General features: G+C 65.0%; 15 protein-coding genes and 1 pseudogene. 7 read left to right on the forward strand and 9 right to left on the reverse strand.

What is annotated here, in order from left to right; translation table 11 throughout:
- Positions 1 to 247: 247 nt before the first annotated feature.
- From LGN17_RS16090 to LGN17_RS16105, 4 genes and pseudogenes are all read left to right on the forward strand, one after another.
- Positions 248 to 1,422: pseudogene (locus LGN17_RS16090) on the forward strand (HPP family protein).
- Positions 1,423 to 1,553: 131 nt separating this feature from the next.
- A complete protein-coding gene (locus tag LGN17_RS16095; protein ID WP_085037382.1) occupies positions 1,554 to 1,967 on the forward strand; it encodes a MarR family winged helix-turn-helix transcriptional regulator in 414 nt (137 codons plus the stop codon).
- A 20-nt stretch (positions 1,968 to 1,987) separates the two neighbouring features.
- Positions 1,988 to 3,775, forward strand: a complete 1,788-nt coding sequence (locus LGN17_RS16100) for a chloride channel protein (RefSeq protein ID WP_226197675.1) — start codon at positions 1,988 to 1,990, stop codon at positions 3,773 to 3,775.
- A 481-nt stretch (positions 3,776 to 4,256) separates the two neighbouring features.
- Entirely contained in the window at positions 4,257 to 4,592 is a 336-nt protein-coding gene (locus tag LGN17_RS16105) for a hypothetical protein (protein WP_081436670.1), read from the forward strand.
- A gap of 89 nt (positions 4,593 to 4,681) precedes the next feature.
- Here the strand turns inward: LGN17_RS16105 and LGN17_RS16110 are convergent, their stop codons facing one another.
- Complete coding sequence (locus LGN17_RS16110) at positions 4,682 to 5,002, reverse strand: pyrimidine/purine nucleoside phosphorylase (protein WP_006478890.1); 321 nt, start codon at positions 5,000 to 5,002, stop codon at positions 4,682 to 4,684.
- 209 nt (positions 5,003 to 5,211) lie between these two features.
- Positions 5,212 to 6,114 (reverse strand): LysR substrate-binding domain-containing protein, encoded by a 903-nt coding sequence (locus LGN17_RS16115; protein ID WP_174918575.1) that lies wholly within the window; start codon positions 6,112 to 6,114, stop codon positions 5,212 to 5,214.
- Between the two features lie 182 nt (positions 6,115 to 6,296).
- Between LGN17_RS16115 and LGN17_RS16120 the strand changes: the two genes are divergently transcribed.
- From LGN17_RS16120 to LGN17_RS16130, 3 genes are all read left to right on the forward strand, one after another.
- Complete coding sequence (locus LGN17_RS16120) at positions 6,297 to 7,481, forward strand: M20 aminoacylase family protein (protein ID WP_226197676.1); 1,185 nt, start codon at positions 6,297 to 6,299, stop codon at positions 7,479 to 7,481.
- Positions 7,482 to 7,525: 44 nt separating this feature from the next.
- Positions 7,526 to 8,845 (forward strand): MFS transporter, encoded by a 1,320-nt coding sequence (locus tag LGN17_RS16125; protein ID WP_226197677.1) that lies wholly within the window; start codon positions 7,526 to 7,528, stop codon positions 8,843 to 8,845.
- Between the two features lie 229 nt (positions 8,846 to 9,074).
- On the forward strand, positions 9,075 to 9,617 hold the full coding sequence (locus LGN17_RS16130) for a cysteine hydrolase family protein (protein ID WP_226197678.1): 543 nt from the start codon (positions 9,075 to 9,077) through the stop codon (positions 9,615 to 9,617).
- A gap of 278 nt (positions 9,618 to 9,895) precedes the next feature.
- Here the strand turns inward: LGN17_RS16130 and LGN17_RS16135 are convergent, their stop codons facing one another.
- The 7 genes from LGN17_RS16135 to LGN17_RS16165 form a co-directional block, all read right to left on the reverse strand.
- Entirely contained in the window at positions 9,896 to 10,354 is a 459-nt protein-coding gene (locus LGN17_RS16135) for an NUDIX hydrolase (RefSeq protein WP_226197679.1), read from the reverse strand.
- Positions 10,355 to 10,409: 55 nt separating this feature from the next.
- The gene (locus LGN17_RS16140) at positions 10,410 to 11,324 is read right to left on the reverse strand and encodes a phosphotransferase family protein (protein WP_226197680.1); all 915 of its coding nucleotides are present in this window, start codon (positions 11,322 to 11,324) and stop codon (positions 10,410 to 10,412) included.
- Between the two features lie 354 nt (positions 11,325 to 11,678).
- Positions 11,679 to 12,785, reverse strand: a complete 1,107-nt coding sequence (locus LGN17_RS16145; protein ID WP_226197681.1) for a porin — start codon at positions 12,783 to 12,785, stop codon at positions 11,679 to 11,681.
- Between the two features lie 63 nt (positions 12,786 to 12,848).
- Positions 12,849 to 13,268 carry a DoxX family protein gene (locus LGN17_RS16150; protein WP_175953959.1) on the reverse strand — a complete coding sequence of 140 codons (420 nt, stop codon included), beginning with the start codon at positions 13,266 to 13,268 and terminating at the stop codon, positions 12,849 to 12,851.
- A gap of 185 nt (positions 13,269 to 13,453) precedes the next feature.
- Positions 13,454 to 14,731 (reverse strand): cytochrome c, encoded by a 1,278-nt coding sequence (locus LGN17_RS16155; protein WP_175966417.1) that lies wholly within the window; start codon positions 14,729 to 14,731, stop codon positions 13,454 to 13,456.
- 2 nt (positions 14,732 to 14,733) lie between these two features.
- Positions 14,734 to 16,353: a GMC family oxidoreductase gene (locus LGN17_RS16160; RefSeq protein WP_226197682.1), complete on the reverse strand. Its 1,620-nt coding sequence runs from the start codon at positions 16,351 to 16,353 to the stop codon at positions 14,734 to 14,736.
- Complete coding sequence (locus LGN17_RS16165) at positions 16,353 to 16,859, reverse strand: sorbitol dehydrogenase family protein (RefSeq protein WP_226197683.1); 507 nt, start codon at positions 16,857 to 16,859, stop codon at positions 16,353 to 16,355. Before LGN17_RS16165 ends, LGN17_RS16160 begins: the two co-directional genes overlap by 1 nt.
- Positions 16,860 to 16,870: the final 11 nt, after the last annotated feature.

Genomic DNA, 16,870 nt, shown 5'->3' on the forward strand with positions numbered 1-16,870 from the left:
AGCGGGCATCGCGTTACGTGGTTCTGGCATGACGGGGGGATTCAGTGGCCCGAATTGTACGCCGCCGCAGACAAATTTGCGCGGCTCCCCGGCCCGCAAGCTCTCATCCTACGAAAGGTTTTTGCAAGCAACGCGCATCGCACACGGGCAACCGCTTGATGCAGCGCGACAATTTATATCACAACGCGATATAATTCGCCGCTCGTCGCTGCGCGCATCCGCGCGTCACTTTTACCGCTTCCCGTCCATGTCGTCAGGCTCCCCTCCACCGCGCCGCACGTTGCGGCAATGGCTGCATAGCTTCGTTCCCCATCCGATGTCGCTGGGCTGGCGTGAGCGCCTGCGCTCGTGCACGGGCGCGCTCGTCGGCATCGCGACGGTCGGCTGGCGATGCGGCTGCTGCCCGGCGTGCCGGGCCTCGTGCCGCTGCTCGTCGCGCCGATGGGCGCGTCGGCCGTGCTGCTGTTCGCCGTGCCGGCGAGCCCGCTCGCGCAACCGTGGCCGATCATCGGCGGCAATCTCGTCGCCGCGACGGTCGGTGTCGCGTGCGCCCAATGGATCGCCGATCCGGTCACGGCTGCCGCGGTCGCGATCGCGTGCGCGATCGGCGGCATGTTCGTGCTGCGCTGCGTGCACCCGCCGTCGGGCGCCGTCGCGCTCACGGCCGTGGTCGGCGGCCCGGCGATCCATGCGCTCGGGTTCAGCTTCGTGCTGGAGCCGATCGCGCTGCAATCGGCCATCCTGTTGTCGGCCGCGCTCGCGTATCACGCACTGACCGGGCACCGCTACCCGCACGGCGGCATGCGTCCCGAAGCGAAACCGCAGGCAGGCGGCGCCACACCCGAGCGAGGCGGTTTCACGCGCGGCGACCTCGACGCGGTGCTGAAGCGCCGCGGCGAATGGCTCGACGTCGATCCGGACGATCTCGAAGCCCTGCTGCGCGAAACCGAGATGCAGGCGTATACGCGCACGTTCGGCCAGCTCTCGTGCGCCGACCTGATGACGAAGAACGCCATCGAAGTCGCGCCGTCGACGTCGGTGACGGCCGCGCTCACGCTGCTCGACCGCCACCGCGTGAAGGCGCTGCCCGTCGTCGACGGCGAAGGCCGGCTGACCGGCATCGTCACGCGCGCCGACCTCACGCGCCAACTGCACCGCCCGACCCCGCTGTGGCAACGCCTGTCCGCGCGGCTGCCGCAAGCGTTCGGCGGCCAGCCGGCGAGCGTCGCCACCGTGATGACGCGCGACGTCGCGTACGCGCCGGAAACGATGCCGATCACCGCGCTCGTCGCGCTGTTGACGCATTCGGGCCACCACCACATTCCGGTCGTCGATGCATCGCACCGGCTCGTCGGAATCATTACTCAGACGGATCTCGTCACGGGCCTTTATCGGCAGACGCAGATGCTAGAGGCGGCGTAACGCATGCAGCGCACGTAACGCCACGTCACGGCCTGCGCGACGCAGAATGGATCGAATCCGCCAAGATTCGGCCATTTGCATCATGTTGTGATATATTTATCGCTACCGAAACTGACTGTCCGACCGCCCCGATGAACGATACCCGACGCGCGCTGGCGAAAAGCGATTTCCAGCAACTGTCCGAATTCCGCTACCAGATGCGCCGCTTCGAGCGCTTCTCCGAGCGAGCCGCGCAAAGCGAAGGCGTGACGCCGCTGCAATACCTGCTGCTGCTGCACATCAAGGGTTATCCGCATCGCGAATGGGCAACCATCGGCGAACTCGCGGAACGCCTGCAGGCGCAGCATCACGGCGTCGTCGCGCTGGTCACGCGCTGCGAAGCGCTTGGCCTCGTGAAGCGCAAGACGAGCGAAGCGGATCGCCGGCAGGTCGAGGTCCACCTCGAGCCGGCCGGCGAGACACTGCTCGCCCGCCTCGCGGCCATGCATCGCGCCGAGCTGAAGTCGCTCAAGGATGCGTTCCAGGTTCCCCAGATCGATTACTGACCCTTGCATTTTCCACGCCGATGAACGGACCACACAAACGCGATTTCGCGACCAACGACCGCCTGCCCAGGATCGCGTTGCTTGCCGCCGGGATCGGCCTGCTCGGCACGCTGGCCGCATTCGTGCTGTTGAGCCTGATCCACTTGTTCACGAACCTGTTCTTCTACCAGCAGTTCTCGTTCGTCGACCGCTCGCCCGCGAACAACACGCTGGGCGCATGGGTGATCGTGATCCCGGTGATCGGCGGGCTGATCGTGGGGATCATGGCGCGTTTCGGTTCGGAAAAGATCCGCGGCCACGGCATTCCCGAAGCGATCGAGGCGATCCTGTTCGGCAAGAGCCGCATGTCGCCGAAAGTCGCGATCCTCAAGCCGCTGTCGTCCGGCGTCGTGATCGGCAGCGGCGGCCCGTTCGGCGCTGAAGGCCCGATCATCATGACGGGCGGCGCGCTCGGCTCGCTGATCGCGCAATGCGTGCACGTGAGCGCTGCCGAGCGCAAGACGCTGCTCGTCGCCGGTGCGGCCGCCGGCATGACGGCCGTGTTCGGCACCCCGGTCGCCGCCGTGTTGCTCGCGGTCGAACTGCTGCTGTTCGAATGGCGCCCGCGCAGTTTCCTGCCGGTCGCGCTCGCGTGCGCGGTGGCCGGTTTCGCTCGCGCCGTATTCTTCGGCGTCGACCCGTTGTTTCCGGTGACCACGGCGGCGCCGACGCCCGTCGCGCTGCTGTCGTGCATCGTCGCGGGCCTGCTGTCCGGCATGCTCGCGTGCGGCCTGTCGGCGGCCCTGTACCGCGTCGAGGACACCTTCGCGAAGCTGCCGGTGCACTGGATGTGGTGGCCTGCGCTTGGCGCGATCGTGATCGGCATCGGCGGCTGGCTCGAGCCGCGCGCGCTCGGTGTCGGCTACGACGTGATCGGCGACCTGCTGCACCAGCACATCGCATTGAAGATCGCGCTTGCACTGCTGATCGTGAAGGCCGCGACGTGGGTGATCGCGCTCGGCTCGGGCACGTCGGGCGGCGTGCTCGCCCCACTGCTGATGCTCGGCGCCGGCCTCGGCGCCGTGCTGTCGCCGATGCTGCCGGGTGGCGATCCGGCGCTGTGGCCGCTCGTGTGCATGGCCGCGACGCTCGGTGCCACGCTGGGCGCCCCGCTGACCGCGATCGTGTTCGCATTCGGCCTCACGCATGACGCGAACGCGCTGTTGCCGCTGCTCGCGGCGACGCTCGTCGCGCACGGCTTCTCGACCGTCGTGATGAAGCGCTCGATCATGACGGAAAAGATCGCGCGCCGCGGTTATCACATCTATCGCGAATACGGCGTCGATCCGCTCGAGCGGCATGACATCGGCGAAGTGATGACGTCGGCCGACCGGCTCGTCGCGATCGACGGCGACTCGACGCTCGACACCGTCGAGTCGCAGTACTTCGGCGCGAAGCAGACGCACCGTGCGTACCCGGTCGTGCAGAACGGCCGCCTGCTCGGTGTCGTCGATCGCGCGACGCTCGACGCGCAGCGCACCCAGGCCGCGGCCGACACGCCGATCTCCGGTGCATTCGCCAACCGCGCGCCTGCGGTCGCGCAGGCGCACGAAACGTGCCGCGTCGTCGCGTCGCGGCTCGCGATGCTCGGACTCGAGCGCCTGCCCGTCGTCGCCGACGAGCAATCGATGCGTATCACCGGCATCGTGTCGCGCAGCGACCTGATCAAGCCCGCGCTCCAGCACTTCGACGACGAACAGAAGCGCGAGCGCTTCCGCCCGATCGTCCCGGCCAACCTGCGCGACATCGGCACGCGCAAGGCCGGCTGATCCACCGCGCAGCGCGCCACCCTCGCTGCGCACACCCCGCTCGCGCCACCTCTGCCGCGCGAAGCGGCACACCACTCACGTGCGGCATCGCATTGCGCCGCTTCCCGCGTTTAAAGTTGGTTAACAATTCGACGAGCGAAAGTTTGTCATCATGGTGCTCATGCGACGGGGCCATCAATCAGCCATTCCACTTCGCGATCAAATAAAGAGTCGCGGCACGGCATGCAGACACATGCCGCTCGCCGCGACCGTCACATCACCACACGACCGGGCAGCGCGCCGACCACGCAGCGCGGGACGTTGTGCCGCACACGATGCATGCCGTGCCGCAGCAAAGTGCAAAGCATCGGAGCCGTCGTTTGGCAAGCGCGTTAACAACTTGTTTCCGAATAGCCGGAACCGTGCTCGTCCGATGCAATCTCACTGTTACGCAGTCCTGCTGCGCATCCCACTCAATCAATCACGAATCGAGGGAGATAACGTGAACGCAAAATACTTACCGCTCATCGCATTGACCGTGGCATTTTCTGCTCATGCAGCCGATTCTGCCCTCCAAAACGTGGGACAAAGCCAGAAACCCGCCGACCAGGTTGCGCAGTGCATCGCCAAGACCTGGGCCGACAAGTCGCAGCAACAAGTGACATCGCAGTATGAACTCGCGAACGGCCTCGCCATGGCCGTCTATGCGCCGGGCCAGCAGCCGCCGAATGGCGCCGCGGCCATCGTGCGGCCGGCCAACGCCGCCAATGCGAAAACCTGGGTGGGTTTCCGCGGTGGCGATGCATCGTCGGCCGGCGACATCAACGCCTGCCTGTAACGAGAACAGGCGCTCCGGATGGCCTTGGCGCCATCCGCTTGCGACAAGCCCCGCTTCGGCGGGGCTTTTCTTTTGCTGCGCGGGGCGTGTTACAGGTAGCTGCAGACGTAGTCGAGCGTCTCGAGCACTTCGATGTCGAAGCGGCTCTTGCCCGGCACCGAGAACGACTCACCGGCGCCGTAGGTCTGCCATTCGCTGCTGCCGTCGAGCTTCACGCGGCACTTGCCGGCCTGCACTTCCATCAATTCGGGGGCGTCCGTGCCGAAGTTGAGCGCGCACGGCAGGATCACGCCGAGCGTCTTGCGCGTGCCGTCCGGGAAGAGCACGGTATGCGACACGCACTTGCCGTCGAAATAGACGTTCGCGCGCTTGACGACCGATACGTTGTCGAATTGGGTTGCACTGGTCATGAAATGCCTCTGATTGCTGGATGCCGGATGGCGATGTTGTTGGAGGCCGGCCGGAGCGGCGGGCCGGCCGCTATGATACCGGCTCGCGCGGCATGCGCCGCAATGGCGTGCTCGCTGCGCAAGCCGCATGCCCGCCAGACGACGGCAATGCCGCACGTCCAATCATCAGGATACCGATGCAATGACGATTGCGAACCGCAGGCACCGGTTCATCGCAGCCCCTTGCGTCGCGCGGAATCGCGCAGGCAATCGAGCAGCATCGCCGCGGCAGGCGTCAGCGGGCTGTCGCGACGCGTGATGACCTGCACCGAGACGCCCGGCAGGCGCTCGCGGATCGGCAGCACCGCGAGCTGGTCGCGCGCCCACTCGCCCTGCAGCAGTTGCTCGGGCATCGACGCAATCAGGTCGCAACCGGTCATCAGGCTGTGCGCGAGCCCGAAGCTCGGGCATTCGACGACGCGCGCCGGCACCGGCAGCCCGTAGGCGACGAACGAATTGAACAGCACCTGCGTCGAGCTTTCCGGCGACGGGTTCATCAGCCAGTCGGCCTCGACGAGATCGGCGAGCGACGTGGCCGACGCGAGCGGATGCCCCTTGCGGGCGACGATCAGCGAACGGCTCGCGTAGAGTTCCGCGTGATCGAATTCGGCTGCCAGCAGTTCGGGCACGACGACGGCCACCGCGAAATCGAGCGAGCCGTCGTGCAGGCGCGGCAGCGCGACGCCCGGAAACCCTTCGATCAGGTTGACGCGCGCCACCGGGAAGCGGCGCCGGAACGCGCGAAACGCATCGGGCAGGATCGTCACCGCGGCGGCCGGCGTGATCGCCGCCGCGACGGAGCCCGTCATCGCGCCCTGCGCCTGCTCGATGTCGTCGCGGGCGCGCTGCATTTCGGCGACGATCAGCCGCGCGCGCACCTGCAACTGCTGGCCGAACGCGGTGAGTTGCACGCCGCGCGCGGTGCGCACGACAAGCGATACGCCGAGTGCGATCTCCAGTTCCTTGACCGCCTTCGTCAGCGCTGCCGGCGACACGTTCAGGCGCCGCGCGGCCGCGCGAATGCTCCCCTCTTCCGCGACGGTGACGAACGCTTTCAGCTGATGGTATTTCATGGCGGCGAGACGTGATCCGTGGAAACCCTGTGCTGCGCGGCAGAAGTCGGTTCAGGGTATTCCCGAGCGGCAACCGGTGGTGAGCACCAAAGCAATTTATCAGCTTCTGGTAGACAAAAGAAATTTATATGCTTGCTCGTCATATGTGCGTCAAACGCCCCACCTGCCCCACAGGAGAGACCATGCTGCAAGCCGTGAACCCCGTCATCCCCGGTATCGCCGCGATCGCACCCGAGCTGGTCGAAGTGCGCCGCCGCATCCACGCACACCCCGAGCTCGCGTTCGAGGAAACGCTCACGAGCGATCTCGTTGCCGAGTTGCTCACCGGCTGGGGCTATGAAGTGCATCGCGGCATCGGCAAGACGGGCGTGGTCGGCGTGCTGCGCGAAGGGCAAGGCACACGCACGGTCGGGCTGCGCGCCGACATGGATGCATTGCCGCTCGCGGAAGCCACGGGCCTGCCGTACGCGAGCCGCCATGCGAACAAGATGCATGCATGCGGCCACGACGGCCACACCGCAATGCTGCTGTGCGCGGCGCGCCACCTCGCGGCCACGCGCCAGTTCTCCGGCACGCTGAACCTGATCTTCCAGCCGGCCGAGGAAAACTTCGGCGGCGCGAAGGCGATGATGGACGACGGCCTGTTCGACCGCTTTCCGTGCGACGCGATCTTCGCGATCCACAACATGCCGGGCCGCGCGGCCGGCGACATGGCCTTCCGCACCGGCGCCGCGATGGCATCGGCCGACCGCGTGACGATCACGCTGCGCGGCGTCGGCGGCCACGGCGCGATGCCGCACTTCGCGCGCGATCCGATGTCGGCCGCGGGCAGCATCATGGTTGCACTGCAGACGATCGTCGCGCGCGAGGTCGATGCGCAGCATGCGGCCGTCATCACGGTCGGCAGCGTGCAGGCCGGCGAGACGTTCAACATCATTCCCGAAACCGTCACGATGAAACTGTCGGTGCGCGCGCTCAACGCCGACGTGCGCGCGCTGCTCGCGCGCCGCATCGAAGCGCTCGCGAAAGGCCAGGCGGAAAGCTTCGGCGTCACCGCGGAAGTCGACTACAACTACGGCTACCCGGTGCTCGTCAATCACGCGGAGCCGACTGAATTCGCGGCCGACATCGCGCGTCGGATGCTCGGCGCCGAACGCGTCGAAACCGACGCCGCGCCGCTGATGGGCAGCGAGGATTTCGCGTTCATGCTCGAAGCACGCCCCGGCTGCTACGCGTTCATCGGCAACGGGATCGGCAGCAAGGGCGGCTGCATGGTGCACAACCCCGGCTACGACTTCAACGACGACATCCTTGCGATCGGCGCAAGCTACTGGGTTCGCATCGCCGAAGCCTGGCTCGCGGCCTGACGGCCCTTCATCCCATCGTTTCGCGCCCACCCGGGGAGTCCCACATGGAAACGTCCGCCCTTTCTCTCGCCGGCACGCCGGTCGATGCACGCGCCGCCGCGAAGAAACGCCGGCTGATCGCGGCCGCCGCCGTCGGCAACGCGCTCGAGTTCTACGACTTCACGGTCTACAGCTTTTTCGCGATCCTGATCGGCAAGCTGTTCTTTCCCGTGCATTCGTCGTTCGGGCAATTGATGCTCGCGGTTGCGAGCTTCGGCGTCGGCTTCGTCACGCGCCCGCTCGGCGGGCTCGTGATCGGCATGTATGCCGACCGCGCCGGCCGCAAGAAGGCGATGATCCTCACGCTGCTGCTGATGGCGCTCGGCACCGCGACGATCGCGGTAGCACCGACCTTCGCACAGATCGGCCTCGCCGCACCGCTGCTGCTCGTGCTCGCGCGCCTGCTGCAAGGGTTCGCGTCGGGCGGCGAAGTCGGCGCATCGACGACGCTGCTGCTCGAACAGGCGCCGCAGCATCGTCGCGGCTTCTATGCATCGTTCCAGTTCTCGAGCCAGGGGCTCGCCGCGCTCGCCGGCGCGCTGACCGGCGTCGCGCTGACGTCGACGCTGAATGCCGCGCAGCTCGAAAGCTGGGGCTGGCGCGTGCCGTTCATCATCGGCACGCTGTTCGTGCCGCTCGGCTATTGGCTGCGCAAGACCGTCGAGGAAGTACCGGCCGCTACGCCCGCCGCCGCGCACGCCGAACCGGTCGCGTCGCTGCCGCTCGCCGACGTGCTGCGCCATCACGGCAAGGCCGTGTTCGCGGGTCTCGGTGTGACGATCGGCGGCACGTCGATCCACTACATCATCGTGTTCTACATGGCGATCTACGGCGTGCAGGTGCTGCACCTGCCGACCTGGCTGTCGATGACGGCCGGCTGCGTCGCCGGCGCGATCCTGATGCTCGTGACGCCGATCGGCGGCCACCTGTCCGATATCTACGGGCGCAACCGGATCGTCTGGTGGACGCGCATCGTGCTGATGGCCGCGATCTACCCGGCGTTCATCGCGCTGAACCGCTGGCCGGGCGCCGCGTCGCTGCTGTCGATCATCGCCGCGCTGTCGATCGTGCATGCGATCAACATCGGCGCGACGGGCGCGATGCTCGGCGAACTGTTCCCGCGCGCGGTGCGTGCGACCGGCGGCGCGCTCGTGTACAGCGTCGGCGTTGCGATCTTCGGCGGCTTCGCGCAGTTCTTCGTCACATGGCTGATCGCGGCGACCGGCAATCCGAATGCGCCTGCGTGGTATGCGATCGGGTGCGGCGCGATGACGCTGCTCGCCGTGCGCTGCATGGATGAAAAGGCCGGGAAGTCGCTGGACTGACGGGTGGCCGATACACGATGCGCGATTGACGTGATGCGTGCGCATCGTGCATGATCGCTGCATGCGCCACGTCACGACCACCACCTCGACCACGACGCGCACGACCGCCTTCGGCGGGCTCGTGCGGCGAGTGCGCGCAAGGTCGTAGCGCGATCCCTCACAGGCCCCGCCGGTTCCGGACGGGGTCTTGTCGTTTCTCCGTCCGCATCGGTCACTCAGGAGAAACGCCATGCCCGAAGTCTCTTCCCCGAAACGCGCCCTGCTCGTCGTCGACATGCAGGTCGGCCTGTTTCACGGCCCGGAGCGTCCGTACGACGGCGAACGCGTGCTCGCGAACATCAACCGGTTGATCGGTCGAGCGCATGAATCCGGTGCACCGGTATTTGCCGTGCGTCACACCGGGCCCGCCGGTTCGCCGATTGCGCCCGGAACGCCGCTGACCGCGCTGGTACCGAAACTCGCGATCGATACGGCGCGCGACATCGTGTTCGACAAGGCCCAGTCGAGCAGCTTCGCGGGCACGCGGCTCGCCGAATGGCTGCGCGAGGCTGGCATCGTCGAGATCGTCATCGCGGGAATGAAGACCCAGTACTGTATCGACACGGCGTGCCGCGCGGCCGCCGATCATGGCTTTCGCGCGGTGCTCGTGACCGACGCGCATACCTGCATGGACACGCCGGCACTCCCGGCCGAGCGGATCGTCGCGCATCACAATGCGACGCTTGGTGGGCCGTTTGCAACGCTCACCACGACCGAGCAGTGCGTGTTTTGATCCGCCGCAGTCGCCGAACTACGCAGTACGAGCGCATTTGCCTGTTGCAATAGCTTCAGCAAAGATCCGCCGCACCGATTGCCTTGATGCGCGAGGAAGCGTCGTGGACTGCAACGACCCTCCTCGCGAGTGCCTCGCCTCCAGACAGGTATTCGCTGAGCCGCTTGTCGATGCGGCACGGGACCTTGATCATGTCGACGGTGTTCCGGAAGCTCTCCTCTGCTCATGTCCCTCGACAGACCTACGATGCAGACCTTCATGCATCAGTCTCTGTTCAATCACGCATCCGAATGCTCCCGCATGAAGTGTTTCAGCATGGGCAAGAAGAAATCGTGCCCACCGATCAGCGTGATTTCCGCTCCAAAAAGGCGAAGCCACTGAAAGCTGAATGCAATTGGCTCACCACCGGAACTTGGATCAGTTTCGAAATGCGACCAGTGCGCCTTCATTGCAATATTGTCACTCACCGTAGCATGCACGACATGCCGGTGCTGGATCTCGCTTCGTCCGAATTTCCTCATCGAATAGAAGTAGTCGCCAAGAACACGCGCGACTTTGGCATCGTCGATGCCACTTTCCTCTCGAAGCTCGCGTAGCGCTGCGGCTACCGGCATTTCTCCCTGGTTCATCGTGCCGGCAACCACCTGCCTTCCGGCTTCCGGGAACCTGGTTTGTGTAAACGTGAGCAAGCTATCTCGCCACGTAAGATAGACCAGTACCTTGTTGTTGATTGGCACGTGACTTTTCCCGTCGGAACCGCTCTAACCCGGCAACATGCCAACTGAAAGTCAATTACAACTCGTGAACCACGTCGCTCAACGTGCGGATCGCCGTTGATCGAAATACGTTTGCGTTGTCGAGCGGCGCGTTCTTGTCCGTCCACGCGATCGCCGCCAGGCATTGCACACCAACATAGTAGAGAAATTCCCTTCGAGAAACCTGCTCACCGTACGTATTCTCCCAGCCTGCGAGAAAGGCGCTACGCAGCGTTTGATCGGAAAAATCCATATCCACCCAGACGATCTTCGCTAGATCGTAGGTTGCGTCTCCAATGCGTGCAGCTTCGAAATCCAGAATCCCGGAAACCCTATCGTCGGAGTCGACCAGGATATTTCTTCCGATGTAGTCGCAATGCAGGAGCCGGAAATCGGATGGTTCACGCAAGTTGGCGCCGGAATGAAGCAGTCGATCCAGTTGGACGCAGTATTCAGGGTAGTCAGGAGCAGCCCGGTTCAGGCGTGACATCCACTTCGAAACCATCCCCTCAAGATGAGTACGCCACTCGACGGGGTGCTCCAGCTTCACATCACGCTGCTGCCAGAACTTCATCCCCGACAAGCTGGATGGCGTGATCGCACGATGAAGCTGCCCTAAAGCAGCACCGGCAGCCGAAACGAGCCGCAGTTTCGTCTCCCGTCCGGCCCGTTTCAAAACTTGATCAAGCTGATTGCCCTGAATGGCGCTCAAGACGACGACCCCATAGTCGTCCCAAGCGGCCTTCCCCAATATTTTCGGTGCGAAAGAATGCGCTTCGAGCGCTTCCAGGATTTCACACTGCCGGTCGAAAGCCGCTTTATCCGTCGTCGCCTTGACGAACACCCTTTCTTGCGAGGCATGAGCCTCGGCGACGAACGTGCCATCCCGCTCGACAACCAGCCTAAGGTTGTCGACCCGGACGAGCTTTTCCAATGCGGCCAGATCCTTCATGTGAAAAAGATTCCGTATTAGCGTTGCGAAGAGGATCAAGGTTACACAACGATCCATTGAACGGGTGAAGCCTGAACGTGGTTTTCCCGGGACTCGACGACAGCCGTTTCGTGGAGTTGAGCGGCCGATGCGTGTCGCACCAGCATTTGCTGGCCCGGAAAGAAATTTAGCGAATGCAAACTACCGAGCTCGCTTTACCGGTGGCTGCGAAACAACGGATGAACGTTCTGCCGTGTTCGTATCACGTCTTTTGAGTCCGGTGCGATGTACTGAAGCCAGACCGGCAAAACCTGTAGACGTAAAAAAGCACGGGTTGGAAACCCGTGCCTTTTGTGCATCCGGTGCCCTTCGCGCTCAGAACGTATGCATCATCCCCACATACGCCCCCGTCTGCGACTCGCCCGTCATCGGGCTCGTGCCCGACGTCGCATCACGCGGCGTCGCGAGCAGCGAGAAGTTCGAATTCCCGCCGTTGCGCGCATACGCGACCGTGCCATACAGAAACGTGCGCTTCGACAGGTTGTACGTCGTGCCGAGCACATACATGATCGCGTGCCCCGACGGATCGTGCGATGCATCGCCGCCGCCGTCACCCACCTTCACGTAATACCCGCCGCCCGTCACGGCCCACTGCGGCGTCGCGGTGTAGGTCGCGCCGAGCCAGTAGTGATCGGCACGATCGGCCACGCCGGCCGGGCTGTCCGGCGCCTGGTAATGCGTATACGCGCCCTGGATCTTGAACTTCGACACCTTCACGTTCGCGCCGACGAAATATTCGCGCGACGCGGTGAAGATGTTGCTGAACTTGCCGTTGTTGTCGCGCAGTTCATCGTAGATGCCGCGCACGTCGAGCAGCGGCGAGTGGTACGAGATCATGATCCCGTCCGAGCGGCCGAAATCGTCGGTCGCACCGTAGTTGAAGCCGCGTGACTGGTTGCCGAACGCGTATTGCGCCTGCACGTCGAAACCACCGATCACCGGGCTGTGATACTCGATGTTGTTGCTGGTCTGCTGCCAGTTGCGGCCGCGCACGAGCGAGGCCGACGAAAACGCCTGCTGCACGAACGGGTCGAATTCCCACACGCCGTCGCTGTCGATGAACAGGTTGCGGCCGGCCTGCAGCTGGCCCCACGTGTTGCTCTTGAGCCCGACATACGCGCGCCGCGACCACATGCGCCCGCCGCCCGTCTGGCCGTTCATCACCTGGAACGCGGTTTCCAGGTCGAAGACCGTCGACAGCCCGCCGCCGAGATCCTCGATGCCCTTCAGCCCGAACATGCTGGTGCCCCAGTCGCCGCTTTCGGCGCTCCAGCGGGTCCCGCTGCCGCCGTTCGGCTTCGCGATGTGGTTCAGGTATTCGATGCCGCCGTCGACGCGGCCGTACAGCGTCACGCTCGTCTGTGCAAAACCGGCCGCCGGCGTGGCGGCCGCGATCAGCCATGCGAAATGTTTGAGTCGCAAAATGAAGCCCCCTCGGAGTCTCGACCTTCCAGCGCGTGCCCCATGCGCGCGCCCCGGGTCCGTTTATCCGCGATCGATCGAAAAACGCCCGGGGCCTGCCGCGCAAAGCGCGAGCAAGCCGCCGGCGATCGCGATGTTCTTGTAGAAATGAATCATGTTGTTGATCTGCTCACCGCCCGTCATATTCCAGAAGTGGTGGCCGATGATGCCGGTGCCGATCGTATAGAGCGCCAGCAGCAGCGCGAGCGCGCGCGTCTGGAAGCCGACCAGGATCGCGATCCCGACGAACAGCTCCATCACGACGGAGATCGCGGCGGACATGATCGGCGCGGGCGCGCCTTCCGAACCCATGAACGCGATGGTACCGGGGAAGTCGACGATCTTCTTCCAGCCGAACATGATGAACAGGATCACGAGCAGGATCCGGGCAAGCAGCAGCAGCACATCGCGCTGGGACGCGAGAAACGGTTGATTCGGTGTCATGGTGTCGATCAACGAAAGCGATGCGTGTAGCGGGAACCCGCCCCGCGCACCGGATTGCGAATGAACCAGGACGGGCGGCCGCCTGCGCCGCCCGCCCCGCTCTGCAACAACCGGCATCGGGCAACAACCCGATGTGCTGTGCTCCTCCTCTTGTCAGTTATTGCCCTGCTTCGTCACGCGCCGCGTCAACGCAGCTTCGCGACGTCCTGCTCGGTCACCTTCGCGGCCGGATTGCCGAACTGCCCGGTCACGTAGTTCGTCAGCGCGGCGATCTGCGCATCCGACAGCTCGTGGCGGAACGCGGGCATCCCGACGTCCTCGCTGCCGGCCTTGCGCTGCACGCCGTTCAGGATCACCTGCACGAGGTTGACCGGATTCGGCGCGCCGACCGTCGAGTTGTGGAACAGCGGCGGGTAATAGCCGTCCGGCGTGCCCTTGCCCTGCATCTGGTGGCAGGTCGCGCAGTTGCCGAGATAGAGCCGCGCCGGATCGATGCCCGACGACGCGAGCGCGACGCCGCGCAGCGTCAGCCCGTCCTCGGCCGGCTTGCCCCACGACGAGCGCGACTGCTTCGCATCGCCGCTGGCGACTGCCGGCACCGTGCGAATGTACGTCGAGATCGCGCCGATATCGGCTTCCGTCATCTTCGAGAAGCTGTGCTCGATCGCCTCGGCCATCGGGCCGGCCGCCTGCGCGAGACCCGGCACGCTGCCGGTGCGCAGGTACTGGACGAGCTGCTGCTGCGTCCAGCCGCCGATCCCCGCGTTGGCGTCGGACGTGATGTTGTAGCCGTCCCAGCCCGCGAGCACCGAGCCCGACAGGAAGCTGCCGCCCGTCTCGTCGAGCGACTTCTCCTGCATCGCGATGCCGCGCGGCGTGTGGCACGTGCTGCAGTGAGCAAGCCCCTGGACCAGATACGCACCGCGGTTCCACTCGGCGCTCTGCGCCGGCTTCGGCTCGTACGCGCCGTCCTTCAGGAACAGCCAGTTCCAGATCTTCAGCGGCCAGCGCATGCTCAGCAGCGCGGGGATCTCGTTCTTCGGCGGCGTCTGCTTGACCGGCTCGACGCCGTGCATGAAGTACGCGTACAACGCCTGTACGTCGTCGTCATTGATCTTCGCGTACGACACGTACGGCATCGCCGGATACAGGTTGTCGCCGTTCTTCGACACCCCGTGGCGTACCGCGCGCTCGAAGTCCTCGGCCGACCAGTTGCCGATGCCCGTCTCGGGATCGGGCGTGATGTTGCTCGTGTAGATCTTGCCGAGCATCGGGATCGGCATGCCGAGGCCGCCCGCGAACGGCTTGCCGCCCTTCGCGGTGTGGCACGCCATGCAGTCGCCCGCGACTGCGAGATATTCGCCGCGCTTGACCAGCGCCGGATCGGCCGCGTCGGCCGCGCGTGCGAGACCCGGCAGCGCGAGGCAGCCGGCGAGGAGGAAGGTGAGAGTAGATTTCCGCACGGTCAGACTTCCTTCTTCAGCGTGTCCGACATCCGCAGCGCAAGCGCCGCGATCGTCAGCGTCACGTTCACCGTGCCGACGGTCGGCATCGTCGAGCTGCTCGAGATGAACAGGTTCGGATGGTCGAACGTGCGGCAATCCTTGTCGACGACCGAGTCGCGTGCATCCGCGCCCATGATCGTCGCGCCCGTGATGTGGTTGTTCGGCGCGAACTCGTCGTTGAAGACGACTTCGGTGCCGCCCAGCACCTTCGCGGCCGTCGCGTAGACCTCGCGCGTGTGCACGGCGCCGCGCTTCACGTAGTCGTCGATCGCATACGTGATCTCGGGGCGCGGGATGCCGATCGCGTCGGTGGCCGTCTTGCTCGGCACGATGCGGTTCTCGGGTTGCGGCAGGATTTCGTGGAAGCAGTCGAACTGCACGTAGCGCGCGGAACGGTCGCGGATCTGCGCGTCGAGCTCCTCGGGCTTCATCAGCTTGCCGCCCTTGAAGATCTTCTGCGTTTCCTGGTTGATGCGCGACATGTTCGACAGGTGGATCTTCTTCGCGGCTTCGGTCGCGCGGAACGGGCCGTCGCGGAAGCCGATCAGCGACGTCATCTCCTGCGGGCCGCGACCCGGCCACAGCTTCTCGTTCGCGTAGAACGACACGCCGGTGCCCGGGTGGTCCATCAAATTGCGGCCGACCATGTCCGAGCTGTTCGCGACGCCGTTCGGGAAATCGCGGTTCGCGGACATCAGCAGGATCTTCGGCGTCTCGATGCCGTTCGCGGCCACCACGAAGTACTTGCCTTCGACGCGATGGTCGGCGCCCGTCTTGTCCTTGTAGACCGCGGCGGTGATGCGCTTGTCCGGCCCGGTCTCGAGCTTGTAGACGACCGCGCTGTCGATCAGCTTCGCGCCGGCCTGCTCGGCCTTCTCGACGTGCACGATGCCGTTGTACATCGCGCCGATCGGGCAGATCGGCATGCAATTGTTGTTGCCGCAACAAGTCGGCCGCCCGTCGTACGGGCGGCTGTTGCGCGCGACCGGCTCGGTCACCACGTGGAACTTCGGGTCATAGCCGTTGAGCGCGCTCTTGATCGTCTGCTCGTTGAACGACAACGGCAGCGGCGGCATCGGGTACGGCTCCTTGCGCGGCGAGTAAAGATCTTCCTCGGGGCCCGGGCCCCACACGCCGAGTTCTTCCTCGGCGCGCTGATAGTAATGCTCGAGGTCGTCGTACTGGATCGGCCAGTCGCGGCCGACACCGTACACGGTCTTCATCTTGAAGTCGTTCGGGATGAAGCGCCATGCCGACGCGGCCCAGTGCCACGTCGTGCCGCCCACCGCGCGGATGTACTGCGAGTTGAACTTGTGCTCGCCCTTCAGGATCAGGTAGTCGTTCGGCGGGCCGTATTCCGGATGCGGGGCCCACGCGCTCGACGGATACGGCGCCATGAAATCGGTCTTGTCGACCTGGTTGCGGAAGCGCTCGACGATCTCCCAGCGCGGCATGCGCGGACCGGCTTCCAGCAGGATCACGGACTTGCCCGCCATCGCGAGCTGGTGTGCAACGATCGCGCCTGCGACACCCGACCCGACGACGACGACGTCGGCCTTTTGCGTATCGGTATCGGCCATCAGGCTTGCCTCTCGATCGGTTTTTCGGCCCAGAAGCCGGGTTTGTTGGGGCAATACGACGGGATCACGAGCGTATCGGATACGACGCTGAACATTAATGCTTCTTCGTAGGTAATCACGACGTTGTCGACGATGCCGAGATACCACGCTTCAAGAATCTTCAGCGCGAGTGCTTCCTGGTCGGGATTCAGCGAACCGGACGCGAGTGCGCCGGCGAGTTGCGGCAGGCTGTCGGCCGTCTTGAACGAGCCCTTCTGCAAGGCCTGCAGGAAGCGCTGGCCGAGCACGCGGCTCAGCCCCTTCTTGCCTGTCAATGCTTCGGAGAGCGTCATGAACGTATCGAGCGGCGCGGTGCCGGGATCGTCGGCCAGGGCCCGCAACGCCAGCGAGCCGGTGAGGCCCGCCGCCGTCAGCGCCAGTGCGCCCTGCAGCCATTGACGCCGTGTGATGCCTGTTAAGGCTGCGTCGCCAGTGCGACGCGAATGGGGAGTGTTGTCGTTGTGCATGTTTCCTTCTC

The sequence above is a fragment of the Burkholderia sp. AU30280 genome (assembly GCF_020420125.1).
In the GTDB taxonomy this organism is placed as follows: Bacteria; Pseudomonadota; Gammaproteobacteria; order Burkholderiales; family Burkholderiaceae; genus Burkholderia.